Source organism: Niastella sp. sgz303648, assembly GCF_059587045.1.
On the sequence record NZ_JCAPSW010000010.1, the window covers coordinates 23,825 to 49,831 of the forward strand.

Annotated in this window: 19 protein-coding genes and 1 riboswitch; of the genes, 6 read left to right on the top strand and 13 right to left on the bottom strand. The window is 42.2% G+C overall.

Annotated elements, in window-relative coordinates; genetic code table 11:
• Window positions 1-27 precede the first annotated feature (27 nt).
• The 9 genes from AC59IL_RS25875 to AC59IL_RS25915 all read right to left on the bottom strand — a co-directional run bounded on the left by AC59IL_RS25875 (window position 28) and on the right by AC59IL_RS25915 (window position 11,671).
• Window positions 28-1,347, bottom strand: a complete 1,320-nt coding sequence (locus AC59IL_RS25875; protein WP_496555117.1) for a T9SS type A sorting domain-containing protein — start codon at window positions 1,345-1,347, stop codon at window positions 28-30.
• Window positions 1,348-1,980: 633 nt separating this feature from the next.
• Window positions 1,981-2,256: a hypothetical protein gene (locus AC59IL_RS25880; protein WP_496555118.1), complete on the bottom strand. Its 276-nt coding sequence runs from the start codon at window positions 2,254-2,256 to the stop codon at window positions 1,981-1,983.
• A gap of 439 nt (window positions 2,257-2,695) precedes the next feature.
• A complete protein-coding gene (gene atpA, locus AC59IL_RS25885) occupies window positions 2,696-4,276 on the bottom strand; it encodes a F0F1 ATP synthase subunit alpha (RefSeq protein WP_496555119.1) in 1,581 nt (526 codons plus the stop codon).
• A 72-nt stretch (window positions 4,277-4,348) separates the two neighbouring features.
• Entirely contained in the window at window positions 4,349-4,912 is a 564-nt protein-coding gene (gene atpH / locus AC59IL_RS25890; protein WP_496555120.1) for an ATP synthase F1 subunit delta, read from the bottom strand.
• Between the two features lie 87 nt (window positions 4,913-4,999).
• The gene (atpF, locus tag AC59IL_RS25895; RefSeq protein ID WP_496555121.1) at window positions 5,000-5,488 is read right to left on the bottom strand and encodes a F0F1 ATP synthase subunit B; all 489 of its coding nucleotides are present in this window, start codon (window positions 5,486-5,488) and stop codon (window positions 5,000-5,002) included.
• 97 nt (window positions 5,489-5,585) lie between these two features.
• Window positions 5,586-5,828 (bottom strand): ATP synthase F0 subunit C, encoded by a 243-nt coding sequence (gene atpE / locus AC59IL_RS25900; protein ID WP_496555122.1) that lies wholly within the window; start codon window positions 5,826-5,828, stop codon window positions 5,586-5,588.
• Between the two features lie 34 nt (window positions 5,829-5,862).
• Entirely contained in the window at window positions 5,863-7,050 is a 1,188-nt protein-coding gene (gene atpB, locus AC59IL_RS25905) for a F0F1 ATP synthase subunit A (protein ID WP_496555123.1), read from the bottom strand.
• A 382-nt stretch (window positions 7,051-7,432) separates the two neighbouring features.
• The gene (locus AC59IL_RS25910) at window positions 7,433-9,256 is read right to left on the bottom strand and encodes an ABC transporter ATP-binding protein (RefSeq protein WP_496555124.1); all 1,824 of its coding nucleotides are present in this window, start codon (window positions 9,254-9,256) and stop codon (window positions 7,433-7,435) included.
• Window positions 9,257-9,463: 207 nt separating this feature from the next.
• Entirely contained in the window at window positions 9,464-11,671 is a 2,208-nt protein-coding gene (locus AC59IL_RS25915) for a hypothetical protein (RefSeq protein WP_496555125.1), read from the bottom strand.
• Between the two features lie 442 nt (window positions 11,672-12,113).
• On the opposite strand from AC59IL_RS25915, the gene AC59IL_RS25920 reads away from it, so the two are divergent.
• The 5 genes from AC59IL_RS25920 (at window position 12,114) to AC59IL_RS25940 (ending at window position 17,717) form a co-directional block, all read left to right on the top strand.
• Complete coding sequence (locus AC59IL_RS25920; RefSeq protein ID WP_496555126.1) at window positions 12,114-12,791, top strand: response regulator; 678 nt, start codon at window positions 12,114-12,116, stop codon at window positions 12,789-12,791.
• A gap of 90 nt (window positions 12,792-12,881) precedes the next feature.
• Window positions 12,882-13,931, top strand: a complete 1,050-nt coding sequence (locus tag AC59IL_RS25925) for a sensor histidine kinase (RefSeq protein ID WP_496555127.1) — start codon at window positions 12,882-12,884, stop codon at window positions 13,929-13,931.
• 103 nt (window positions 13,932-14,034) lie between these two features.
• Window positions 14,035-15,204 carry a choice-of-anchor E domain-containing protein gene (locus AC59IL_RS25930; RefSeq protein ID WP_496555128.1) on the top strand — a complete coding sequence of 390 codons (1,170 nt, stop codon included), beginning with the start codon at window positions 14,035-14,037 and terminating at the stop codon, window positions 15,202-15,204.
• Between the two features lie 624 nt (window positions 15,205-15,828).
• A complete protein-coding gene (locus AC59IL_RS25935; RefSeq protein ID WP_496555129.1) occupies window positions 15,829-16,659 on the top strand; it encodes a UDP-2,3-diacylglucosamine diphosphatase in 831 nt (276 codons plus the stop codon).
• A 23-nt stretch (window positions 16,660-16,682) separates the two neighbouring features.
• The gene (locus AC59IL_RS25940) at window positions 16,683-17,717 is read left to right on the top strand and encodes a glycosyltransferase family protein (protein ID WP_496555130.1); all 1,035 of its coding nucleotides are present in this window, start codon (window positions 16,683-16,685) and stop codon (window positions 17,715-17,717) included.
• A 495-nt stretch (window positions 17,718-18,212) separates the two neighbouring features.
• On the opposite strand, the gene AC59IL_RS25945 is transcribed toward AC59IL_RS25940, so the two are convergent.
• The gene (locus AC59IL_RS25945; RefSeq protein WP_496555131.1) at window positions 18,213-21,530 is read right to left on the bottom strand and encodes a TonB-dependent receptor; all 3,318 of its coding nucleotides are present in this window, start codon (window positions 21,528-21,530) and stop codon (window positions 18,213-18,215) included.
• Between the two features lie 153 nt (window positions 21,531-21,683).
• Window positions 21,684-23,012 (bottom strand): putative porin, encoded by a 1,329-nt coding sequence (locus AC59IL_RS25950; protein WP_496555132.1) that lies wholly within the window; start codon window positions 23,010-23,012, stop codon window positions 21,684-21,686.
• 113 nt (window positions 23,013-23,125) lie between these two features.
• Window positions 23,126-23,199, top strand: a riboswitch (Fluoride riboswitch).
• A 42-nt stretch (window positions 23,200-23,241) separates the two neighbouring features.
• Between AC59IL_RS25950 and AC59IL_RS25955 the strand changes: the two genes are divergently transcribed.
• Window positions 23,242-24,600: a voltage-gated chloride channel family protein gene (locus tag AC59IL_RS25955; protein ID WP_496555133.1), complete on the top strand. Its 1,359-nt coding sequence runs from the start codon at window positions 23,242-23,244 to the stop codon at window positions 24,598-24,600.
• A 15-nt stretch (window positions 24,601-24,615) separates the two neighbouring features.
• Here the strand turns inward: AC59IL_RS25955 and arsN2 are convergent, their stop codons facing one another.
• The gene (gene arsN2, locus AC59IL_RS25960) at window positions 24,616-25,062 is read right to left on the bottom strand and encodes an arsenic resistance N-acetyltransferase ArsN2 (RefSeq protein ID WP_496555134.1); all 447 of its coding nucleotides are present in this window, start codon (window positions 25,060-25,062) and stop codon (window positions 24,616-24,618) included.
• A complete protein-coding gene (locus AC59IL_RS25965; protein WP_496555135.1) occupies window positions 25,025-25,969 on the bottom strand; it encodes a phosphatase PAP2 family protein in 945 nt (314 codons plus the stop codon). Before AC59IL_RS25965 ends, arsN2 begins: the two co-directional genes overlap by 38 nt.
• Between the last annotated feature and the right edge of the window lie 38 nt (window positions 25,970-26,007).

Consider the following 26,007-nt stretch of genomic DNA (forward strand, 5'->3'; position numbering starts at 1 on the left):
TTTTTGTTTTAGAGATATTCCTGTTCTTTATTTTGCTTTTACCAACTGTTGAACAGCCACTTCTCTCCCATTCGATGCTTTTACGATGTATACACCGGCGGGCAGGTTGCCTACGCCAAATGTTTCGGTTTGACCAGCTCTGGAGGTTGCTATCTTTTTTACCTCGGTACCATTGCTGTTGATCACCTGAATGGTTACCGGTTTATCCTGCCACAGCAGGGGCAATGTAACGCGCACTTCATTTATAACCGGATTGGGATAAACGATCATGCGTACGGCGGCATCTTTGCTGTCGGTGAGTCGTATTATGCGAACAGCCGATTGTTTATACAAGCCATCCAGATCAACAACTTTGAGACGGTAATAAAGTATAGCAGCGGTAACATTTTTTACATCATCGGTGAAGCTGTAATCTCTTCGTGTTTCGGCATCACCGTCGGTGAAAATAATACCGGCATCTGTAAAGCCGGTACCATTTAAGCTTCTTTCAACAACAAAATGACTTACATTTTTTTCAACTTCGGTAGTCCAGTTTAACACAACACGCGAGTCGGCCTTTTTAGCAGTAAACGAACTTAAGGTTACGGGCAAAGTACTTTGTACAGGAGTTTGATATAAAAATGATTTGAACCAGAAAGAATACATGCGGTCGGCATCGATGTTATTGCCATTGGCTGTACCGCCCGTGCGTATACGAAGCTGTGATTTGTTTTCGTACCGTGCAGTGACCATTACGCGGGTAGCATTGGTATCGATATTACCATATGTGGTATTAGGTCCTTCAAATCTTTTTCCGGTAACCGTTTGCACGCCGTTAACATCTTCAGTTTCGTCGGTAACAATAAGCGAAGAATTGCTTTCAACCGTATATGATTTCAGGTCGTATAACGAAACCCATTCTCTGATGCGATTGCCATTGCCATCGATATCAATAGCCGTTAAATCAAAATCTGAAACAGTAACAGGCGTTCCTGTATTGGGTGCAACAAAAGATATTTCAAATTCCATCCACCATTCTGTTTTGCCCGATGTGTTATCATTTGAATAAGCAACCTGAGGCTGAAATGCTTTATCCCATCCGCTGCTGGTAAGATCAAGGTTTGATAAAGTAACCAGCGAAGAAGATCGCGCGCTGATCGTTACCAGGGCATCAACATTGGTAGTCACATTCGAATAACGGTAAACGGCACCATCATTACCGGCAGTGCCCGAAACAAGCGCTGCATTTTTAAATACCAGCCCCTGTGCGTGTATGGGTATGGGTTTTAAGTGAAATAGGGTTAAAATAACAGCAGTAATGGCATGCAAAAAACGCCTGCCGGCAGGATTGAGGTAAGGCTTGTTCATGTTTTTATTTTTTCAATAGATGAGGTGAACCCGATTAACAATAAGCGGTTTGCCATTGCCAATCAGCAATCGGTATATATGCAGCAGCGATCCTGAACAGATGCACTGTTACAAACTCAATAAATAAACTCCGGTAAATAGTGCAATTGGAAATTGAATCGGAACCTGGATTTTTGAAGTTGCTATTTCATACCATGTATTCAATTACTACCATGGCTTAAAAAGGAAATGGGATTGCGGGGGGTCTATCCTAATGCAGAAGGGTTCTTAAAAAAGCCATCCCGTAGAAACGGGACAGCGTTGTTGATCGTACCCTTTAAAATAAACTCTTTATGGTAAGTGTTCAAAAAATTTCTTAAGAAACCATCCCGTAGAAACGGGACGGTGTTGTTGATCGTACCCTTTAAAATAAACTCTTTACAATTCGGTTCAAGGCTACATACGGGTACTTTAAAACATACATATCACTTATTACAATACTTAACTTATAATTGTTCGGTAAAACAGTTGATTGATTCACAATCGCTTATCTCTTCACACACACATCCACTACCGGTTCTTTCATCACCCTCCTTTATACTTTACGTAACCGGTTTACCACAGGGTTGGGCCGTGCCCGCAAATGCTTTATAGCTACAGGCCCCGGGCAGCCGGTATGGCTGCTGTTTGCCTGCTTATAAAGCAGCTTTTATTGCCCGCCGGAAGTGTTGAAACCACCGGCCCGCTATACTTATTACAATTGAAATAAAATGATTTAGTGTTTACATGGCTGTTAGTGCCGGTTGCAGCCAGGCTATTAACAGAAAAAGAAGATAAACAAATGCACAGGATGATTACAGATGCAGCTTTTCGCTTAATGATAACTGATAACTCTCCTATATATATATGTTTCAACAGGTAACTGTTCATAATGGTACGCTTTTAAAGGGACCGGAATTACAGGTATTGCACAGGAGAATTGGAAAATCAATTAGCGATTTTCACGGAACATTGGGGAAAATGATACAAATTTTTGAAGGAAAACTGGTACGGTTCTAACAGGAGATTGGGCAAGAATTTGAAATTGTATTCGAGATTGCCTCACAAATATCTAAACTGAATTTTAATTATGCAATAGTAATGTTACGTTTTTATAAAAAAAATTTATCCCTCCGGAGCGGGAGCCGCGAATGATTATATCGTTGCCGGCGCAACGAAATCCGGTTTGCCCCGGATTTCACAGATGTTCACAGATAAAATACAATTATTATGTATTACAAGATCTCCGTGCAAAACTATCTTCCGCCGAAGAGGCGGTAATAAAAAAGTCCCGCCGGTTGGCGGGACTTAAAACATATTGCAAATTATATTATGCTTTGTATTGAGGTATTATGGTATTGGCCAGGTCAACCATTTTCTTAACACCATCTTCAGGTAAGTTGCCTTTCTTAAAGTCAGTCAATACATCTTTCAGCTTGTTATCCATTTCCATCAAAAAGTGCTCTTCAAACTCTTTCATCCTTCTTACCGGAACTTCACGCAACAAACCCTGTGTACCCAGGTAAATAATAGCTACCTGCTTTTCTACAGTGAAAGGAGTATACTGGTTTTGTTTCAATATTTCAACGTTACGGGCACCTTTATCCAATACCAGTTTGGTAGCCGCATCGAGGTCGCCACCGAATTTAGAGAAGGCTTCCATTTCGCGGTACAGCGCCTGGTCGAGCTTCAGGGTACCAGCCACTTTTTTCATTGATTTGATCTGCGCATTACCACCCACGCGGCTTACCGAGATACCCACGTTAATGGCCGGGCGAATACCTGCGTTGAACAGGTTCGACTCAAGGAATATCTGTCCGTCGGTAATCGAAATTACGTTGGTAGGAATGTAAGCCGAAACGTCACCAGCCTGTGTTTCGATAATGGGCAATGCGGTCAAAGAGCCACCACCTTTTACCAGATGTTTGATTGAATCAGGTAAATCGTTCATGTTTTTGGCAACATTATCATCGCTGATAACTTTCGCAGCGCGCTCGAGCAAACGGCTATGCAGGTAAAATACATCACCAGGATATGCTTCGCGGCCGGGTGGACGACGCAGCAACAGCGATACTTCGCGGTAAGCTACGGCCTGTTTTGAAAGGTCATCAAAAATGATCAGTGCAGGGCGACCGGTATCGCGGAAAAATTCACCAATGGCAGCACCGGCAAACGGAGCGTAGAACTGCAATGGAGCGGGATCAGAAGCCGAAGCCGCTACGATGGTAGTGAAAGCCATGGCGCCATTGTCTTCGAGCGTTTTCATCACACCGGCAATGGTAGATGCTTTTTGACCGATGGCAACATATATACAATATACCGGTTTACCGGCCTGATAAAATTCTTTCTGATTGATGATGGTATCAACCGCAATCGCAGTTTTTCCGGTTTGACGGTCGCCGATGATCAGCTCACGTTGTCCGCGGCCGATGGGAATCATAGCGTCGATCGCTTTTAAACCGGTTTGCAGCGGTTCCTTTACCGGCTCACGAAAAATTACACCGGGGGCTTTACGCTCCAGGGGCATTTCATATCTTTCGCCGCTGATAGGACCTTTACCGTCGATGGGTTCACCCAATGTATTTACCACGCGGCCCAGCATTCCTTCGCCCACATTGATTGAGGCGATTTTACCGGTACGGCGTACTTTAGCACCTTCTTTAATATCACCGCTTTCACCCATCAATACCACACCCACGTTATCTTCTTCAAGGTTAAGGGCAATTGCACGCACGCCACTTTCAAACTCTACCAGTTCACCTGAACGCACATTGTTCAATCCGTATACACGGGCGATACCATCACCCACCTGCAATACGGTACCCACTTCCTCCAGATCGGCCGCAGCGTTAAAGTTGCTCAATTGCTGACGCAATATCGCAGATATCTCATCGGGTTTAATCTCTACCATATATATTACCGTTTATAGTTTTTAGTTTGTTTATCGTCAATAGTCAATGACCATTGGCCATTCACCATCAACCTATTTTATCTTATAAATAAAATCGTTATTCAAAAATTGTGATTTGAGCTTGTTCAAATCATATAAAATGCTGGCATCTACCAGCTGATCGCCAATTTCAAGCACAAAACCGCCAATGATCTCTTCGTTCACCGATGTTTTTAAATCGATGTTATTCATACTCGTTTGGCTTTGTACCTGGCTGATGATCAGGTTTTTCACATCTTCGGTTACAGGTACCGCAGTAGTAAGCGTAATCGTATGAATACCTTTCTGTTGTTTGTACTGATCGATAAATGCCGCAGAAATTTCAGGCAGTCCTGATTCACGGCCTTTGGTAATCAGTAACCGGTTAAATGAATTAGTGAGTTCGCTGATCTTACCTTTAGTTACTGCTGCTACAATTGCCACTTTTTTATCGGCTTTTACAACCGGGCTGCGAAGCAGCGCTAAAAATTCACGGCTTTCTTTGCAAAGCGCCTGCAAAAACAGCATATCATTATACACGATTTCTACCAGCTTTTTTTCATTCGCCAGATCGATCAAACTTTTTGCATAGCGTGCCGCTAAACGTGGATTGGGCATTTTTTCAATTTTATAATGTGCTAATATGCTAATTTGCTAATGTAAAACGGCGGCTTTCATTAGCACATTATCACATTAGCTAATTAGCTAATTAAGTTTCACTTCTTCAGAAAGCTGTTTAATGTACTTTTCCTGTTGTGATTTGTCGTTCAGTTCGCGACGCAATACTTTTTCGGCTACTTCGATAACCAAAGCACCTACCTGATTTTTCACATCGGTTAAAGCAGCCATTTTTTGTTGCTGAATAGCCGCATTGGCATCAACAATGATTTTATTGGCTTCAATCTTAGCCTGTTCTTTGGCTTCGCCGATAATTTTGTCTTTGGTATCACGGGCTTCTTTCAGCAACTGGGCTCTTTCTTCACGGGCTTTGGCCAGCAATGCTTCGTTTTCACTTTTCAACTGGGCCATTTCGGCTTTCACTCTTTCGGCAGTGGCCAGTGAATCGGCAATACCGGTTTCCCGCTCTTTCAACGATTTCAAAATAGGCTTCCAGGCAAATTTTCCCAGAATAAATAACAGAATCAAAAAACCTATAAGGTTCCAAACCATTAAGCCTAAACCCGGTGTTAACATAATTAAAAGTTTATCGTGTTGTTATACTGCTTTAGTCAGAAAAATACTGCATTCGCCGCCCTTTGCTTTGAATGCAGTACATTTTTTACGTGCATGATTACCCTTGTAATACAGCCAATAAACCTGCTACAGCTGCCAACAGGGCAACACCCTCAACGAGGGCCGCAGCGAGGATCATGTTTGCACGAATGTCATTGGTAGCTTCCGGTTGACGGGCAATGGCCTCAACGGCACCTTTACCGATCTGACCAACGCCTATACCGGCGCCGATAGCGGCAAAACCAGCACCAATTGCACCATAACCTGGTTGCGCCTCTAACAAAATAGTCATCAAATTCATGATACTTGATTTTATAATTAAAAAAGAACTCTTTTTAAATTACTACCGGATCATCATGTCCCGGTACATCTGAATGATCGTGCCCACCTTCAAATGCCTGCCCTATAAACACAGCTGTTAAGTTGGCAAAAATATATGCCTGGATAAATGCCACTAAAATTTCAATCAGGTATATGAAAACGACGAGTATTACAAAGAATGGCGACGTGCCCCAGCCCAGCGCTGTATTCATGGCGCCGAAAATAAAAATCAAACAGATAAAACTTAAAATAATGATGTGACCTGAGATCATGTTGGCAAAAAGACGCACAATCAATGCGAAGGGCTTGGTGAAAATGCCGAGAATTTCTACCGGTATCATAATGGGCTTTACACCGCCGGGTACAGGAGGATTAAAAATGTGCCCCCAGAAATGTTTGTTTGAGCTGAACATGATAACGAGGAACGAAATCACACCCAATACAGCCGTGAAGGCGATATTTCCGGTAACGTTTGCCGTACCCGGTATTAAACCTATCAGATTATTAATAAGTATAAAGAAGAAAATAGTCAGCAGCAAAGGCATGTACTTTTCGTAGCTGTGACCGAGGTTGCTTTTGCCTACTTCATCACGTACAAAGGTGATAACCGGTTCAACAGCATTTTGAAAGCCTTTGGGAGCTGTGGTAACACCCTGACCCTGTTTATATTTTTTAGCTATCCTGGTCATGATCAATATCAGCAAAATCACTGAAATGAGCATTTGGGTAGCATTGCGCGTTAATGAAAAATCGTAAAATTTGCCATCTGCCACCGGCATACCGCTTCCATCAACGGCATATATTTTACCAGATTCGAAAACCGGTTTGCCTTTTTTATTTTTTACTTCATCCAGCTTGTTCTCTTTGATGAACTCTTCACTGAGCAAACGGTATCCGTTAACTACATGTTCACCATGATGAAAGTCGGATGACATGAATGATGAAACGCCTTTTTCGGGAGAATATAATATTATGGGCAGCGGAATAGTAACATGTTTGTGCCCGATCGTAAAGAAGTGATATTCATAGCCGTCTGAAACGTGTTCCAGAATGATTTTGGCAGGATTTACTTTCTCTGCATGTTCTCCCTTTTCGGTGCCGGGTTGGTCACCGCCATCCTCTGCAACGACTAATAAAGGAGCAAACAATAAATTCAGGCTGAAAACCGCTACCAATAAGGATTTGACGCTTCTGAACAGCATACCTGTTTTTAAATTTGCGCAAAGATAAGGAGCGATGGCCAAAAACAAGCGTGAAAACGAAGTATTTATTACCAATTGGCAATGGTCAATAGGCAATAGGCAATGGTAGTTTCGAGATGAAAGTTGGCGGTAACCAATATACCAGGTATAATATGCAAAAGACAACAAAAAAACGAAGCTTAACGGCTAAATATATCGTATTGAATTATTTATAATATGTTTGTTCAGATATAAAATCTTTGCCTGCGTATTTAATGAACTAACATTAACCTTTTGACTTTCATTGAGTTTGATCAAAATCAACCAAAAACCGGCTCAAAATAGAAGAACTGGTTGTAACCGGTGTTCCAAAAACCATCAAACAATCAGGCAATCAGGCCATTTACACCGTCACATGCTTTTCGAACTGCATCTGGTGCAATTTGTAATAAAATCCCTGACGGGCGATCAGTTCATCGTGTGAACCCATTTCCCTGATCTCGCCTTTGTCGAGCACCATGATTTTGCTGGCTTTGCGAATGGTCGACAGGCGGTGGGCAATAACAATAGAAGTGCGGCCGGCAATTAATTTATCGATGGCATTTTGAATAAGGATCTCACTTTCGGTATCAACAGACGAGGTAGCTTCATCCAATATCAAAATAGAAGGGTTATACAGCAGCGCCCTGATAAATGATAATAACTGGCGCTGGCCCAGCGACAGGCTTCCTCCCCTTTCCATTACATTATAATCATATCCGCCCGGCAACTGCATAATAAAATCGTGCATGTCGATCATTTTGGCAGCTGCTACTACCTGCTCGCGCGAAATAGCCGGGTTGCGCAGGGTAATATTATCCAATACAGAACCCGAGAAAAGAAATACATCCTGCAGCACCACCCCGATGTTTTTGCGCAATGCATCGAGCTTATAATCTTCAATTTTTACATCATCGATCTTTATGGCCCCCTGCTGAATATGGTATAGCCTGTTCAGTAAACTAATGATAGAAGTTTTACCGCTGCCTGTGTGCCCCACAATGGCAATCGTTTCCCCGGGCTGTACAGCGAATGATATATTTTTTAATACGTAACGGTCGTCGACATAGGCAAATGAAACATTTTCAAAAGCAATTTTACCTTTTACTGTGTCGGGTGCAAATGTGCCTTCGGTTTTTATTACATCGCCGTTATCCAATACTTTAAATACGCGATCGCTGGCAACCATGCCCATTTGCAGCACATTGAACTTATCGGCAATAACCCGCAGCGGACGGAACAGCAGGTTCAAACAAAGAAAGAAGGAAAACATTTTTCCGATGAGCAGGCGGGCTTCTTCGGGATTATTTTCTTTAATAAAACCGGTAGCATGCGTAGCGGCCCACCAAACCATTAAACCGGTACCAACCGCCAGCACAATTTCCACCACCGGAAAAAATACCGAATACGCAAAAATGGCATTGATGTTGGCGTTGCGGTGCTCTTTGTTTATGGTTTTAAATTTATTGAACTCTTTATCTTCTGCCGCAAAAGCCTGCACAATGGCCATACCGGTGATGTGTTCCTGAACAAACGCATTCAAATGCGCTACGGCATTACGAACACGGATGAACGATTTATTTACGCTTTCTTTAAAAAAATAAGTAGCCACCAGCAAAATGGGGAACGACGCCAAACTAATTAAAGTAAGCCGCCAGTCAACCACAAACATAAACACCAGCACGGCAATGATCGACAACAGATCGGCAATGATAGGTATCAATCCATCTGAAAAAATATCGTTGATGGCTTCAATGTCGTTGATGGTGCGGGTGGTCAATGTGCCAATGGGCGTGGTGTCGAATTGAGAAAGATTTAATCCAAGTATTTTACGATATACATTTACGCGCAGGTCTTTCACCACGGTTTGGCCCAGCCAGGCTGTTAAAAAAGAGAAATAAAAGCGAAAGGCCGTTTCGAGCAGTAATAACACAATTTGTATGATGGTGATATACACGATCATATCGGCCCATTTTATTTTTTCGACGCGGGAACCAACAACCCCTTTATGAACAAAATCATTAATGGTGATCTGAATGAGCCATGGCCGTACAGGAGAAATGACAGCCAATAGAATAGCCATTACTACCGAAAGGATAAATTTTTTTTTATAGGGCTTTGCATACTGAAATACCCGCTTCAGTAAACTAAAATCAAATATGATCTTCCCCGTGCTTTTTCCTGCCATAACGAGTTTGCAAAAATACAAGTAATTAGCTTATGGTTTCTTGTTTTTGGTTTATGGTTATCTGCCGGTTCAGCCGGTATGGAGAAAATTTAACAGGCTGTTAATTTGTGTTTCCCGTTTTATTGTTTCTGAATTCAGGAATGTCTGAAAAAAAAGGGCTGGTCGCCGGGCAATGGCAACTACAAACTACAAACCATAAACCATAAACTATTCTTCTCCCATCGCTTTTCGGTAAGCTTTAATGAAAATGGCGCCGAGGTTTTTGTATGGAGGAATATAATCGTCGAACTTTTCCTTTGCATCGCCGGTAGCAAATTTTTTAGTGCTCAGCTCGCGCCACATACTTATCCAGTCGATATTATGGCCGGTGAGCAAACGCGCGTTGATGGCTTCAAGAATAGGTTCATTTACTGTTTTTGTTCCCACCTGCTTCGAAGAAATGATATGTGCATCGGGGCACACAGTTAATACTTCGTTCAGGTTGTTGTACCCGCCGCATGAACCCAGTACAATAATGCGGGCGCTCGGAGGCAGTTTATGAATGGTGGTTGATAAATGGTAACTATGTCCGCGGTGAATAACAACGGTAGGCGTTAAATTCCGTTCGTGCAGGTATTCAATTAATTTATCCTGTGCTTTATCATCGGGGTCATCTTCACCGTACAATGGTTTATTGGCAAATATCCATACGGGTTTGCCTTTGGTTGAAATAACAGATGTCCACTCGGCTCTTCTTTCATCAATACGCCATCCGGGTTTGCCGCGGAACATGCCCATAAAATTCTGGTAAGAGGTTTGGCCGTCTTTATCTTCATCACCATAAAAAAATACCTGCTGAATAACGCGGCCGCTGTCGTCGGTTAAACCGGTATAGTCTTTTGAATAAATAGTAGGTATCCCTAATAAAGCCGACAGATCGACTTTTTTGGTAGTATCGGCCGACTGAAATAAAATGCGCAACAGGTTATAAATTACAATACCTCTTTTATTATTGTCCTGTACGTTTTTGGTATGACTTACATTCACTTCATTCAAAATAAAAGCGGCCAGTTCGCGGTCTTTGTCCATAATGCTGCTGTACGAATCGGCCACGTCAACCGCATCTTCCAGATCGTTTGTTTTACGTGGTTTTTCGAGTCCTATCACAAAAGCCTTCATCATGGTTTCGGCATTTTGCTTTTCCATCGTGCCTAAAAAATCGTTCAGCTCGTTATAACCGGCGGCCATTTTTATGAACTTTCTGAAGTAATCGCCGTTTACGCTCATTATAAGGCTATCACCCCGCGGATGGGTCATGCGTTGAAAAATGCGTGGGTAAACACCGCGCACAAAGCTGGATGTATAAATTTCATCTTCGCCCAATACAGCGAGGTAATACAATTCCTGTGGTGTTAATCCATCGAGCCGGCGAAAGCGTACGTTATCGGGAGCGGTATGCAGCGCATTTATTTCGCGAATAAAATATTGTTTGGCTTTACGGGCCATCATTTCGGTTAATGATTGCATCTGGTTGGCCGTATCGCTGATGGGCGGCAGACTGCGCTTTACATATTCTATTCTTGTTTTTACCAGTAAACGAAAATAGCCCAGGTCGTTATCTTTAACACTGTCGATAGCCCTGAGGGTTATGCTGCCCCGCATCAGGTTATCTAAAAAAGGAAAATATAATTGTCCGCTTTTACTGGTGGCAATGCGGGCTATCAACTGCACCATTGAATCGGAGTGATGACGTATGCGGTCGCCCAGTGAATTGTTCGCCTGTGCATAATCGTATACTTTTTTTACATCGGTACTAACGGCCACCTTTATTAAGCTATCGGCAAAATAAGCATTGGGATTTTTAGCCAGCTCGCTCATTATTTCTTCGGGGTGCAGCTTTAAATATTTTCGCATGAGCACGGTGCGTGAGCCGGCAATACCGGGGTTATCTTCGGAGTATTTGAGGCAATCGAGTAAAATTTTACCCACTCCATAGTCATTAGCCTCAATTACCGGTAAAAAACTTTTATGCTGTTTATCAAGGGTCATACATTGGCTAAAGGCTTTAACCAGTGCAGGAGCTATTGAAGCCGGATAGTCTCTCCGGTTCATATTATTTAAATAACCCTGTAATAAAAAGTCAATACTGCGCAGGTATTTGATCTTTCCCTGGCCCGGGAGGGTTGAATCGGCTTCAATCTGGTTCTCCAATTCGTCGATCCCGCGTATGAGCGCATCCATTATATGAAGACTAACAGTAGTATCGAAGGCAATTCTACCCTGGTTATTAAACTGAGCTATCTTTTTTTGCTGTTTATCAATGTTTCCATGCCACAATTCACGGTCGTTTGGCACTTTAATCGAATAAGCCGTTTGAGCCTGGATCAATTGCCCTGCCAATAAACATATTAATAAATAAAGTATATGTATCCTCATATGCTGCACATCTGTATGGAGTAGAGCAAAAATATGACCAAAGGGTTGTATACAGCCGATGATTTCAATTTAGTACCGCCTCCGGCGGTATAAACACTTACCTCTCGCCATTTTGTCGTTAGTACATAAATTGCCCGAAAATACAGATCAACAACACCTCAATTTCCCTGGTTGCACAGTCTGGCGGGCATTCTACCATATTAAAAAAACAATAATTTTGACCGAAAGGTAATAAAATTGCAGCATGCTAAACAAAAATGTCAGTAAGTGGTTTTAACACAGTAAAAATGAAGTAAGAACCTGAGCAGGAACACAAAAACCGGTTTCAACTTTACCCATTTTCCCGGTATTCGGGCCCATGTTATATATTAACAAATTGTGAACTCAATATTATCATTTACAGGGAAACCCCATTTCAAGTAGGTTTGCCAAAATTTTATTAATGAACTCTAAAGGCAAGATCCTGATTGCAGACGACGAGCCTGATATTGTAGAAATTATCCGGTATAATCTTTCAAAAGAAGGGTATGAGGTAGTTACGGCCAACAATGGGGATGATGCCATTCAGAAAGCCAAACTAAGCCAGCCCGACCTGATTATCCTCGATATCATGATGCCCCGGAAGAATGGCGTTGAAGTATGTGAAATATTAAGGTCGCAACCTGCTTTTAAAGATACAGTGATTGTATTTTTAACCGCCCTCAACGACGAAAGCTCTCACATAAAGGGGCTCGAAACCGGGGCCGATGACTATATCAGCAAACCGGTTAGTCCCAAAATACTGGTTAGCCGCATCCATGCCATTTTTCGCCGCATTAATAAAGAACCCGAAGAGAAAATCATTAAAATAGATAACCTCGAAATAGATCCTGTTAAGTTTGAGGCCAAGGTAGATGGCAAAGGGGTTGTTCTGGCGAAAAAAGAATTTGAATTATTATACTTACTCGCTTCAAAACCCGGGCGCGTTTTTCTTCGCAACGAAATATTAAATCAGATCTGGGGTAACGATGTAATTGTGGGCGACCGCACGATCGACGTTCATATTCGCAAAATCCGTCAAAAACTGGGCATCGATTGTATTACCACTGTTAAAGGTGTAGGATACAAATTCACCATGTGATAATGTGATAATTAGCTAATTTGCTAATTATAAAAGATCAGTCTTTTCAATTATCACATCAGCACATTAGCAAATTAGCACATTGTAGCTATGCCTTCTACTAAAAACCTTTCACCACGGCAGTTAGCAGCCTTTACAGCAGGGATATTATCTGTTCCCATTGCGATCGGCATTCTTATACTCACCAAAAACTGGCGGGTTGGTATTGGCTCGCTGCTGATGGTATTTGTGGGTTGCTACTGGCTGATATCGGTTACTCTTGAAAGGTTCATTTACCGGAAAATAAAGCTCATTTATAAACTCATTTACCAAACAAAGGCCACCAAAAAAGAAGAAATGTATTTCAAGTACATTCTTCCCCAGAAAAGTATCGATGAGGTACGGGCCGATGTGGAAGAATGGGGCGAACGCCGTATTCGCGAAATAGAATTGTTGCGCCAAAACGAAGCCTACCGCAAAGAATTTTTGCAAAACCTGGCACATGAGTTCAAAACGCCCATTTTTGCCATACAGGGATACGTTGATACCCTGCTGGGCGGCGCCATGGAAGAAGAAGCCATCGCCAAAAGATTTTTAGAGAACACCGCCAAAAACGTAGACAGGCTGGTAAACCTGATGAACGATCTGGATGAAATATCAAAGCTCGAAAGAGGAGAGCAATTGCTGGCCAAACAAAATTTCGTTATTCAGGACCTCATTCGCGAAGTGTACGATTCACTTTCGATAAAAACACAGCAAAAGAATGTTCGCACCACTTTTAAAAAAGGTTGCGAAGCGCCGATCATTGTTTTTGCCGATAAAGAAAAGATCAAGCAGGTTTTGATCAACCTGGTTGAAAACGCCACCAAGTACGGCAAACAAAACGGGCAAATTGTAGCCAGCATTTATGATACCGACGATCAGCATGTGCTGGTTGAAATAAGCGATGACGGAATTGGTATTGAAGAAGAACATCTGCCCCGCATCTTTGAACGCTTTTACCGCACCGACACCGCCCGCAGCCGCGATAAAGGCGGCACCGGTCTTGGACTTGCCATTTGCAAGCACATCATCGAAGCACACGGACAAAGCATTCACGTACGCAGCACCCCCGATGTAGGCACTACCATTGGATTTACGCTGGAGTCGAAGAGGGATTGAACCCTTACCTCTGCTACATAGAATTATTTATTTATATCGAATACCTCATGGCGGGTAGCATATTGCTGGTAATGAACCGTTTCTACCGGCAATATCTGATACCATGAAAACCCTGAAACCGTCCTTTGCAATTCTTTTATTGCTTTTGGCAGTATACGGCGCCAATGCTCAATGCTCGAATCAATTAAATACCATTTCGTACGATACCGCCGTAAACGGCACCGGAAATGCCGATTACACGTTCAGCTTTCCCAAATTTAATCCTGCACAGGGCACCTTAACCCAGGTCGATTTCAATTCCAAAGTAACCCTCATTTATAGTTTTCAACTCGAGAACGATGATAATGTTACTATAAACAATTACCGGTCAAGGATTTCGCGCGACGACGAAGTGAGCAGCACCGCTTTGCTAACACCTTTAACAAATTCTTATCAGAAAACATACGGAAATTACTCTCTGAGTCAATCAGATGGCATACCTTACTCTGGTACCGATTACACAACGCAGGGACCCTTATATGTGATGAATCAGAACAGCACTTCCAATACGGTTTTCAATACCGCCGATTTTATGGGAACCGGCCAGGTTGATTTTGATTATAACACGGCTACCTATTCTACTGTGCTCGGTAATACAAAATATAGCTACCATGGAACAGCCCAGGACGTGGTAAATTTTAAAATCACATATACTTATTGCCCTTCCCTGGTGCTTGCATCAGATATTACATCTTTTACCGTTAATAAAGTAAACAACGGTGTTATAAATATTAATTGGATTACTCAAAATGAAAAACCAAATCGTAATTATGAACTACAAAAAAGTACAGATGGCCGGTCTTATAGAAGCGTTGCTGAGTTTGTTGCAAAGACCGGTACCCCCCAAACTGGCTCCTATAGCTATTCGTACCAAATACAATCAGCCGACAACAACAAAACCCTTCTTTTCAGGCTCAAACAGGTAGATGATGGAATGGCCCGGTATTCTGCCGTTCATGCAGTAAAGCTAACTGAACCGGCAAACAACCAGCCTGTATTATATCCAAATCCGGTAAGAGGAACCGCCAGTTTGCTGTTAAGCAACACCAAACATAGTAATTGGGAAATTGAAGTGTATTCGTTAAACGGACAATTACTCAAACGCTATACCTTCAATAATGTCCTTGTTGCAAAACTGAACATTGGCAATGAAGTGCGAAAAGGGGTTTATATGATGAATTGTATTAACAAAACATCAAAAGAGAAATATATTCAAAGATTGATTGTGGAGTAGGCCATAGCAGTGCCACGGTTGTTCCTTCGACTTCGCTCAGGACACCGTGGCACTGCTTTATTGTGTTACACCTTTATATTTCCGGTTAAAAGACACCAGCGAAAAAATAATTGCCAGTACCTATTACTGAAAAAATAACCACCGCACCGGGATTCCCAAACCTGCGAGCTGATAATTTCCTCCGCAGTTGATGTTAACAATGCTTGTGTGTTAAATGAACAATGCTGATTTGTAAATCAAACAAAAAAAAGGGCGAAACTTAAAAAAGCTCCGCCGGTCAACATTAAGAAACTGCTACGATTGTTATTTATGTATAACACACAGCAATAAAACGGGTACTAAGGTAACACGGCAGTGTTATCGTATTCTTACGCCAGTGTGAACAAATGTTTACGTTTACCCACCCTGTTATAATCAATAGGCAATTGACAATTTGTCCCGGCCTGCCGGGAGCAATTTTTTAGGTTTTGGAATTTGCTCATCATTTACAAACAAGATGACTTTCATTGCCTGCTGCCACTGCCTTTTTACTTAACAATTACTTTACACAAACCTAACCACGGCTTAATGTTCGTATAACAGTACGGTCATATATAAATATGAATTTTGGTAAACCCAAACTCAATGGAAAAACGTGCAGTAGATGTGGTAGTTATATCCGATGTACACCTTGGTACATACGGATGTCGTGCAAAAGAGCTGGTTGCTTATCTAAAAAGTATCCTGCCTAATATTCTTATCCTCAACGGCGATATCATAGATGGCTGGCAGTTCTCGAAGCGGTATTTTCCTGCTACGCACATGGCGGTTATAAAAGAAGTGCTGAACCTGATCACCAAAGGTACCCGTGTATTTTACATTACCGGTAACCACGACGAGTTGCTCAGGCGCTACTCTGATTTTCAGATGAGCCACTTTACGCTAACCGATAAGCTGGTGATGGAGATAGATAATAAAATGACCTGGATCTTTCATGGCGATGTATTCGATAACACCACCAAAGGCGGCGCCAAAGTGCTGGCAAAACTGGGAAGCAACGGTTATGGGGCGCTGATACTTTTTAACCGGCTGGTGAACTTTGTTCTGAAAGCATTTGGCCGTGAAAAGCTATCGATATCAAAAAATGTAATGGCGGGTGTTAACAAAATGGCCAAGATCGATGATTTTGAACAGATAGCCGCCGAGCTGGCCATTGAAAAGAAATACGATTATGTGATTTGCGGACATATACACCAGCCGCAAAAAAGAGTGATTGAAAATGAAAAAGGCAAAGTGACCTATCTGAATTCGGGCGACTGGGTTGAGCATTTAACCGCGCTTGAGTACCGGAACAATGAATGGAACATTTTTGAATACAATGAAAAAGATTTTCCTGCTACGGCCATCGATATTCCGGCAAAAGTAAATGTGTTAACAGACGAGATCAGCTTTTATATTAATTCGTTAGCTATTTAGTTGACAGAACATTAAGAAATTTTATGAAAATATTTTATGCTATACAGGCTACCGGTAATGGACACATCAGCCGGGCCATGGAGTTATTACCTTTTTTGCAGAAATTCGGAACTGTTGACATTTTTTTGAGCGGCGCCAACAGCACGCTTTCGTTGGATGCACCCATAAAATACCGCAGTAATGGATTGAGTCTTTTTTATACCTGCGAAGGCAGCCTCGATTACTGGAAAATTGTTAGCCGTATATCGCCTTTTCGGGTGATGAAAGAAGTACGTGATTTACCTGTTGAAAAATACGACCTCGTGATCAACGATTTTGAATGCATTACTTCACTGGCCTGCGCCCGTAAAAAAGTAGCATCGGTAAATTTTGGCCATCAGGCAAGCTTTTTATCCGATAAAACCCCGCGTCCCGAAAAGCCCAGCAAGGCGGGTGAATGGATATTACAGAACTATGCCCGCGCTACCAATTATATCGGTTTGCATTTTGAAAATTATGACGACTTTATCTTTTCTCCCGTAATAAAAACAGAGATTCTGCAGGCCGAAGCCAGCAATAAAGGTTACATCACGGTATACCTTCCCTCTTATTGCGATAAGCAGTTATTACAATTCTTGCAGCCGTTGAAAGATCACCGGTTCGAAGTATTCTCGCGCCAGGCAAAAGAACCCTATACGGTCGATCACATCAACTTTCGCCCGGTGAACTCAAAAGATTTTAACCGCAGCCTGATCAATTGTCATGGTATAATTTGCGGAGCAGGATTTGAAACACCTGCCGAAGCATTGCACTTGAAGAAAAAAATGATCGCCATTCCCATTCAGGGGCAGTATGAACAACAATGTAATGCCGCCGCCCTGAAAAAAATCGGCATTACCGTTCTTGATAAACTGGATGATGATTTCAATGATACCTTCAATAATTGGGTGAGCGATCCAACCACTCCAACTATACAATACCGGTACTCAACCGAAGCTATTATTAATATACTGATGTACCGCTGTACCGATTTAAAATCCCCGCTTGATATTCCTTATCCTGAATTGATATTTAATTAAGACCCGGTTGCCAGTTACCGGTTGCCGGATACCCGGTAACCGGTAACAAAAAAAAAGCCGTCGCGATGGAAATCGAACGGCGTCAGTCACATGAGAGAATTACTCTCTGTTATTGAGAATCGTGAATATTTTATTATCTTATAGAAGGTTTCGCCTCCCTGAAAAATCGAATTATTGTTAAAGATACTTTTACAAAGTAAAATATAAGATAAAATTTATTGATTTCTGCTTTTTTCTTGAATTTTCCCAAAAAATACCCACTCCGGCTATATATTATTCAGGCAAACCCTTATTTCATTATAAATATTTCATTCAGGCATTCTGAATAAACCTGCTTTTGCCTGTTTTCAGTAAATATCGCTCCGGCAATTGAATACAACAGAACACCGCAATTTATACAGCCTTAATGAGTGGCCTGTTGTACGGTTGTTATGAAATAAAAAGCCTCCGGCGTACGCCGGAGGCTTTTATCGAATTGTATTCTACCCTATATTATTAGAAATTGTATTTAACACCTACCTGTCCCTGCCAGCGGCTGTTGATAGGATCAACAGTGTAATAATGGCCGCCTAAGCCGGTTGGTTTGTTAAAGGTATATGTGGGCACATAGCCTGATGAAGGTTTGCCAACAGCAACGCCCGATCCTGCAATTGGGTTACCACTTGCGTCAACTGAGTAACTTACAAAGTTCAACATGTTTACTGTGTAATTGTTTACGTTGGTTACGAATGTAATGTGGCCCCATTCGTTGTTCAGCATGTTCAATACATTGAACACATCAAAGCTTACCTGCAGGGTGTGTTGCTTGTTGGTTTTGCTCAGTCTGAACTCATGCATCAGCTTCATATCCAGCTCATGATTCCAGGGTGTACGTAAACCATTGCGCTCAGCATACTGGCCTCTTCTTGTTTTCAGGTATTTATCGTTTTCGATCAGGTTGTTCAGGTCTTGCCATTGCTGTGCTGCAGTATAGGTTCCTTTATCAACCAGGCGGATGTCGTTCTGATCTTTGGGAATGTACACCAGGTTTGCGTTGGCTGCATTGCCAAAAGGATTACCGCTTGAGTTATATACTGCAGAATAAGGACTGCCCGACTGACCTGAATAAAAGAAGGTAAGCGATGTAGCCATTATTGAGTTCCAGTTCATGGTACCACCCAGTGTTGCCACAATACGATGACGCAAATCGAAATTTGAATACGACAGCTTGGGATCGTTTGGAACAACAGCAGGGTTTACTTCAAAATTCGACTGGAATGAATTACGTATACCATTGCTCAGGTCTTTACTTACACCATAAGTATATGCTACACTCCAGTTCGCATTTAATGAACCATTACCTATGCCAATGGGGTTATACATTTTACTCAACTGAGCGGTAAGGTTATAGCGATATCCCTGTGTTGTATTGGTTAACAGGTATACGTTCGAATACTGACCGTTCAACTTACCGCCAACATATACAGGCGACTGAGTAGGACCGCTTGTATAGTACTCAACCTGGTCTTTGATATTGATCTGCTGAAATTTAACATCGTACAGGGTTTTGGTGTACAACACATCTAAAGTCAGCTTGTACCCTTCTGCGAATTTATAATCAACAGCTACATTAGTACGTATTACACGCGGCAATTTAAAATGATTATCAATTACATCCACTTCGCGGGTGGTGGCAGCATTGGCGCTGGCCAAAGCGTGGGCGCTGATGGTATCTTTCAAATACAGCGGGTTAATGGCTAAAGGAATGGTAGTATTGCCACCAACTGTATTACTTGCTGAAGGTTTAAAGTCGATGTTATTATATATACCGCCGTTTAATGTTTCGGCATATCCCAACCAGGCAAAGGGCATACGACCAACAAATACACCGGCGCCGCCTCTTACGATCAGTTTTTGATTACCATTCACATCCCAGTTAAAACCAATGCGGGGCGACAGCGTGGCGGTACCCAGCCATTTATTGGTAAATGCATTAAAGGCTGTGCTGCTGTACGTTGTATTCAATGTATTGCTGGTAGCGGTAGCAAAATCTTTATCTGCCTTTATGTCTTTTCCGAGGTGCGGATAATCAACACGTAAACCCGGTGTGATCTTGAATTTGCGGCTCACCGAAATTTCATCCTGTACATATACGCTCCACAGGGCAACTTTATACGGATTTGGGGGATTGTTATACAATGCATCGCGGTCGTTGGGATGTTTTAGTGAATCGGTGCTGTAAGCGCCTCTGATACGGCTGGGCTTATCGGCTAAAAAGTTGGTCACGTTTGAATATTCCCAACGGCCGTTCCATGAGTTTATGAATCCGTATGTAAGATCATAGAACTCGTTATGTGTACCAAGGGTAAATTTGTTGATGCCTTTTGTAACAGTAACGTTATCGCTGATCTCAAATGTTTTTTGCTTCATATTATATATAGAAGCTTCACGCCATGTACCTGCCCAAACTGCACCGCCGCCAATATCCATAAAGGGCGATAATACGCCGGGGAAGTTGCGGTACTCATGCACATTGATATAACTAACATTAAACTGGTTGCTTACTGAATTGCTGATCCTGCTTTTCAGCTCAGCCACCAGGTTGGCATTTTTAGTGTATTGGGTAAAGTCGGTTGATCCAAACTGAAAGTTGGTGCTGGTGCGCTCGAGGTTATTGCCCCAGCCTTTTGTAAAGATACCGCGAACCGTGAGCGTGTTCCGGGGATCGATATTATAATCAACGCGGGCAAATAATTTATCGCTGCTGGTAAATATTTTATACGCGCCGAGGTATGAACCGGCGTCGTAGTTATATTTTGTTTTCAGCTGATTGTAAATGCTGGTAGCATCGGCAACGGTAACAGCCGAACCGGGATCGCCTGCGTTATAAAAGGTAGGCTCCTGGCGGCGTGTTTGTTCGAAGTTTACAATATAAAAGAGTTTATTCTTAATGATGGGGCCACCGATGGTAGCGCCATATTGATAATCGTAAAAATCGGACCCGATCTTTTTCTTTTGACCGTCAACACTTTTACCCATTAAAATCTGGTTACGGCCATAGCCATATACCGAGCCATGAAAATCGTTGGTACCGCTTTTGGTAACGGCGTTAACGCTACCGCCTGTGAAGTTACCCAGCTTTACATCGTATGGAGCCAGTTGTACCTGTACTTCCTGAATAACATCAAGGCTGTACGGGTTGGTACGGGTACCTGCACCTGCAGCGCCCGACTGGCCACCGCCACTTGTACCACCAAACGAGTTGCTGAAGCCGATGGCGTCGTTATTAATGGCACCGTCAACGGTAAGGTTATTATAACGGAAATTGCTACCTGCAAAAGAGTTGTTATTCGATTGGGGGGTAAGGCGGGTAAAGTCTGACAAACTTCTGCCTAAAGTGGGCATGGTGGTTAATTGCGCTCTGCCAACCGATAAGCCCGATGGAAGGCTTCTGCGGCCGCCCGAAGTAACCACTACTTCGGTCAGCGTTTGATCCTTTTGCTCAAGCGTAATATTGCCTGAAGGATTGCTGCCTAAACCGAGGTTTACATTTTCGAGAGTAATGTCTTTGTAACCGGTATAGGATATTTTTACGGTGTAAGGACCACCGGGTTTTAAGTTAGGCAATGTGAACATGCCTTTGCTGTTGGTTTCGGCTCCGGTAGAAAAACCGGTGGGTTCGTGCTTAACTATAACAGAGGCACCTGCTATAGCCGCTCCTTTTGAGTCTAATACTACTCCATTTAATGTTGCAGTAGTTTCCTGTGCAAAAGATGCTGTACAGGCAATCATCATTAAACAGTACAAAAAGAGCTTTGGTAATAATCGTTGCATCAATGTAATATTTGCGGCAAAAGTATCTGTGTGGTATTATCGCTATATTACCTGAATGTTAAGGAATTATTAACTGACCGGGGTCAAGATGGGTCTAAGCAGGTCAATGTTACCGCAATGTTACGCCAATGTTACGCGAATGTTACCTTACTATTAAAACCTGAACTGCAGCCTCGTAGTAAATATATTATCCTTTATATCGCCGGTGTATCCTGCTAAAGAAGTTTTTTCATTTTTAATAATGTCGTACCAAAACATCAATCGCACATTTTCATTGACGTTATAATTATAACCAAGGCTCAGGGTGGTATATTTTATATTAGTAGCATTTATATTATTTCCGGCCTTACCAATTTCTTCGCCTTTTACTTTGGTATTAGGATCGTACCAGTCGTATTTGACGCCTATCTGGTGACGCGTGTTTACAATGTGCTGAAGCAGGTAAAAAAAGGCGCCATCAAACTTTCGAACATAATATGGTTCGGTTAATAAAGCGGCGGGTGTTTCGGAGGTACCGGCAGATGCCGTTTGGGTACCGCGCCAGTATTCGGCACGTATTTCGGTATTGCCATACGAATGCTTCCATTTCCATTGAATGTCGGCGCCATAGTAACGGCGGGGCGCTTTGCGGCCTATATTGTTTAATGAACTATCTACCGTAAAAAACTTTCCGTTAGCATCACCCGACATCTGGTAAGTATATTGTGTATTTTGAAAAAGGCCGCCATTGAAGTACGACAAGCCGGCCGATAAAAAAAGTTCTTCCGTAACCGGATATGGTTTTAACGAAGCGCGGGCAATAAAATCTTTATACGAATCGTATTCAGCGCTTGCATTCAACCCCTGCCCGTTAAAAAAACCGGCATCTACTTTAAAATAACGCAACGGGTGATTAGGGCGGCGTGGTTCAAAAGAAACCATGGCGCCCAGGTCGCGTTCTACCTTCATCAATGTTTGCGACATGCGTCCTCTTTCGGGCGACTCGCGATCGGCAGAACCGAGGTTTACTTCGTAACCAAATGGGCGGGCAAACATACCCATGGTAAATGCAAAATTCTGCCATTTGTTTTCAAAGATCCTTCCCCAGAAATCGCGAATGAACACACCCCTTTCGGAACCATCGAACTGAAACACGAAATAAACAGATAGCTGGCCATTGGCGTTCATGCGTGCATAATCTAAACGGATCCTTCCGCGACGAAGCATGAAACGGTTATTTGAATTCGGTGCAAAATCACCCCCGCTGAAGCTATGGGCGCCCTTTTCCTGAGCTACCTGAAACTGGGGTTGAATATATCCGGTAAAATAAATACGATCGAATTTTTTATACAGCTGCAAAATACCCTTTCCAATCGCCGTGGAGGTGTCTATCATATCGTTCAAAAACTGGGCTTTCAGCGAACAGGTAGTGCACAGGAAGAGAAATACTACAATCAATTTTCGCAGTAATGAAAACCTTTTCAGGCAGATAATGCGCTCCATAGCAGTTTCTTTTGGCGCACAATATTAAGGAATTATTAATTTATTGTTAACTGATGGGTTTTTATTGTAATAATAAGTGCCATGTAAATGTTCCTGATACTTTATATATTTGCACCCACAAAGGAAATGGTGTCTTCCTATTTGAACCGTCACGATGACCTTCGCGACTGATGGCGCCTACAAATAGACTGGATTTTTTATTTTATACAGGCTTAACTATTTGTAGGCAATGAAAAAAATTTACAACTCCTTCGAACAGTTTGCAATTGCAGCTCACTTATTTAAGTGGACCTTTTTTGTTATTCCGGTTTCTTTTACTGTTGGCAGCCTGGTGGCTTTATTTCTTTGGTTGCTCGAAGCAGTAACCCGTTTGCATTGGCAACATGAATGGTTACTGTTTCTGCTTCCGGTAGCGGGCATTGCTATTTATCTGCTTTATAAATACCTGGGCAAAAATGCCGATGCCGGTAATAACCTGATCATGGAAGAAATACACCAGCCAGGTGGCGGTGTTCCTGCGCGAATGGCTCCTTTAGTATTGATCACTACCATTATTACACATTTATTTGGTGGTTCGGCAGGTCGCGAAGGAACAGCCGTGCAAATGGGCGGCAGCATTGCCAACCTGTTTGCGAAATGGTTTAAATTGGGTGAGCAGGATCTGCGTATAATGCTTATGACGGGGGTGGCGGCTGGTTTTGGGGCTGTATTTGGCACACCGCTCACAGGGGCGGTATTTGCACTGGAAGTACTGGCTATTGGCATTATCCGGTATGATGCATTGATTCCCTGTTTAATGGCCGCCCTATTTGCCGATTTAACAACCACTGCCTGGGGCATTCATCATACCCATTATCATATAGATTTTACCGGTTCAGCCAATTTGTATTTACCCTTACTTCACATTGATTTTATACTATTGGTAAAAGTAATAGCGGCAGGTGTTGCATTCGGACTGGCCAGTTATCTGTTTGCTGAATTAATGCATACCATAAAGAATTACGCCAACCGGTTTATACCGGTTAAATGGCTGATACCGGTATTGGGTGGATTGTTAATCATTGCTCTTTGCTATACAATTGGCGCCGATTATATTGGATTGGGTGTTAACGGAAAAGATAACAACAGTGTAAGCATACTATCAGCTTTTCATGCAGGTGGGGCAACCAACTGGAGCTGGCTTTGGAAAATTATATTTACGGCCATAACCCTGGGTATGGGATTTAAGGGCGGTGAGGTAACTCCGCTGTTTTTTATCGGAGCAACATTAGGAAATGCACTCGCCATATGGCTGGGCGCCCCGGTTGATCTGTTTGCGGCGCTGGGCTTTATTGCGGTATTTGCCGGCGCTACTAATACACCGCTGGCATGCACATTAATGGGTGTTGAATTATTTGGTACCGGTCATGTATTATATTTTGCCATTGCCTGCTTTACGGCGTATTATTTCAGCGGTCATTCGGGTATTTATTCCGCCCAGCGCCTGATGGTTTCAAAAGTGCATGGCTACCCGCTGCCAAAAGAAAATACATTAAAACAAATACGGGATAAAAGAATTGCAAAACGTAAAATAAATCCATTTAAGTGAACACTTCGGTTATATTCATTTTATAAGCTGCTTTTTCATAACAATAGCACTCACCGGGCAAACATGGCTGAATTCTGAAGAAGCGCTTAGTGCGGTTGGCGCATCGTTCCTGTTTATTTTTTCATAGCCTTTTGCTGCAAAATACGCCGCTGCTGTTTCGGTAAGCAGGTACACACAATCAATGCCCAATGATATTGCATGGCTTTCTAATTGTTGTATCAGTTGCAACGCGATATTCCTGTTACGGTATTCTTTATCCACTACCATTGACCGCAACAAGCCGTTTAGTTCATACTGCTCCAGACCAATTACGCCAATGATTTTGTCATTTTCTGTTGCCACAAAAAAGTTATTGAATGAAGCCGGTAAATCCTCAACGGGTAATTGCTCCGATTGAAGCAGAGCAACAATTACCGGCCGTTGCTCATTGCCGGCTCTTATTATTTTGATTTGAGTATTCATTGCCAAATTTACCTTTATTATTTATCCATTCAATTTTAGCCTTTTCAAGATCAGTTACAAATTGCGGATTGTTATACCAATATTTGAGTAAATACCATCCAATAATTCTTGAAGCCTCATTATCACTGGGATAATGTATGCCCATTAATTCTCTTGACCATCTGACTTCATCCGCCATCTTCAAAAAATCTTCTCTTTTTTCTGGTATTATTTCGCTGAAAATATATGCTTCTGTAAAAGCCCATAAGGTATGCCCGCTGGCGAATGATGGGGAGCTGATTCTTGCTAATGGATTTAAACGAGGTTCCAAATGATATGGGCGCGGCCGCTTAAAATGTCTTTTTAACCTGAACTCTGTAACCCGGATATCCTGAATGCAGTTGAGCAACAATTGTGCAATGGATGGAAAGTTTTCATCATTAAACCATTCCCCCACCGGACTGGCAATATAGAAAAGCTGTTTCCTGTTTTCTTTATAATCGGGATCTGTCGGGTTAATAATGCCAGGCCAGCTACCAATATTTGCAATATAGTTCGCCCTGTCAATTTCCTGCTTTGTTCTTTTGCTTTGCAATAAAAGCAGATAATCCAATTCCGCTCTTGTTTGATCAGAACTATTGGCGGGAAATTTTATTAAGCCGGGCAACCTGGCTTCATCTTCCTGGCTCAAATAATAAGTCCGCATCAGAGAATTAGAAAGTGCCCCTTTACTATATTCCTGCCATGGGTAGTTTATTGTATCCATATAAGCCCTTACCTGATTTGGAGAAGGACTTATTTCTGACAGTGTTTTGTAATGCTTATTACCAGGCTCTAATACATGAAATGCCTGGCTAAAGCCTTTTACAGATAAAACCGATAGTAATAAGATAATTAAACCTGACTTTTGACGTCTGAATGTTCGCATAATATGCTTGTTTATTCAGACGACGGAGAAAGTAAAAA

What these genes read in the sequence shown, in the direction of transcription:
- atpF (WP_496555121.1), bottom strand. Translation starts at nt 5,488, where the DNA reads ATGTTAACACCGGGTTTAGGCTTAATGGTTTGGAACCTTATAGGTTTT.
- AC59IL_RS25945 (WP_496555131.1), bottom strand. Translation starts at nt 21,530, where the DNA reads ATGCAACGATTATTACCAAAGCTCTTTTTGTACTGTTTAATGATGATT.
- AC59IL_RS25915 (WP_496555125.1), bottom strand. Translation starts at nt 11,671, where the DNA reads ATGAGGATACATATACTTTATTTATTAATATGTTTATTGGCAGGGCAA.
- arsN2 (WP_496555134.1), bottom strand. Translation starts at nt 25,062, where the DNA reads ATGAATACTCAAATCAAAATAATAAGAGCCGGCAATGAGCAACGGCCG.
- AC59IL_RS25950 (WP_496555132.1), bottom strand. Translation starts at nt 23,012, where the DNA reads ATGGAGCGCATTATCTGCCTGAAAAGGTTTTCATTACTGCGAAAATTG.
- AC59IL_RS25925 (WP_496555127.1), top strand. Translation starts at nt 12,882, where the DNA reads ATGCCTTCTACTAAAAACCTTTCACCACGGCAGTTAGCAGCCTTTACA.
- atpB (WP_496555123.1), bottom strand. Translation starts at nt 7,050, where the DNA reads ATGCTGTTCAGAAGCGTCAAATCCTTATTGGTAGCGGTTTTCAGCCTG.
- AC59IL_RS25920 (WP_496555126.1), top strand. Translation starts at nt 12,114, where the DNA reads ATGAACTCTAAAGGCAAGATCCTGATTGCAGACGACGAGCCTGATATT.
- atpA (WP_496555119.1), bottom strand. Translation starts at nt 4,276, where the DNA reads ATGGTAGAGATTAAACCCGATGAGATATCTGCGATATTGCGTCAGCAA.
- AC59IL_RS25940 (WP_496555130.1), top strand. Translation starts at nt 16,683, where the DNA reads ATGAAAATATTTTATGCTATACAGGCTACCGGTAATGGACACATCAGC.
- atpH (WP_496555120.1), bottom strand. Translation starts at nt 4,912, where the DNA reads ATGCCCAATCCACGTTTAGCGGCACGCTATGCAAAAAGTTTGATCGAT.
- AC59IL_RS25880 (WP_496555118.1), bottom strand. Translation starts at nt 2,256, where the DNA reads ATGAACAGTTACCTGTTGAAACATATATATATAGGAGAGTTATCAGTT.
- atpE (WP_496555122.1), bottom strand. Translation starts at nt 5,828, where the DNA reads ATGAATTTGATGACTATTTTGTTAGAGGCGCAACCAGGTTATGGTGCA.
- AC59IL_RS25910 (WP_496555124.1), bottom strand. Translation starts at nt 9,256, where the DNA reads ATGGCAGGAAAAAGCACGGGGAAGATCATATTTGATTTTAGTTTACTG.
- AC59IL_RS25955 (WP_496555133.1), top strand. Translation starts at nt 23,242, where the DNA reads ATGAAAAAAATTTACAACTCCTTCGAACAGTTTGCAATTGCAGCTCAC.
- AC59IL_RS25875 (WP_496555117.1), bottom strand. Translation starts at nt 1,347, where the DNA reads ATGAACAAGCCTTACCTCAATCCTGCCGGCAGGCGTTTTTTGCATGCC.
- AC59IL_RS25935 (WP_496555129.1), top strand. Translation starts at nt 15,829, where the DNA reads ATGGAAAAACGTGCAGTAGATGTGGTAGTTATATCCGATGTACACCTT.
- AC59IL_RS25930 (WP_496555128.1), top strand. Translation starts at nt 14,035, where the DNA reads ATGAAAACCCTGAAACCGTCCTTTGCAATTCTTTTATTGCTTTTGGCA.
- AC59IL_RS25965 (WP_496555135.1), bottom strand. Translation starts at nt 25,969, where the DNA reads ATGCGAACATTCAGACGTCAAAAGTCAGGTTTAATTATCTTATTACTA.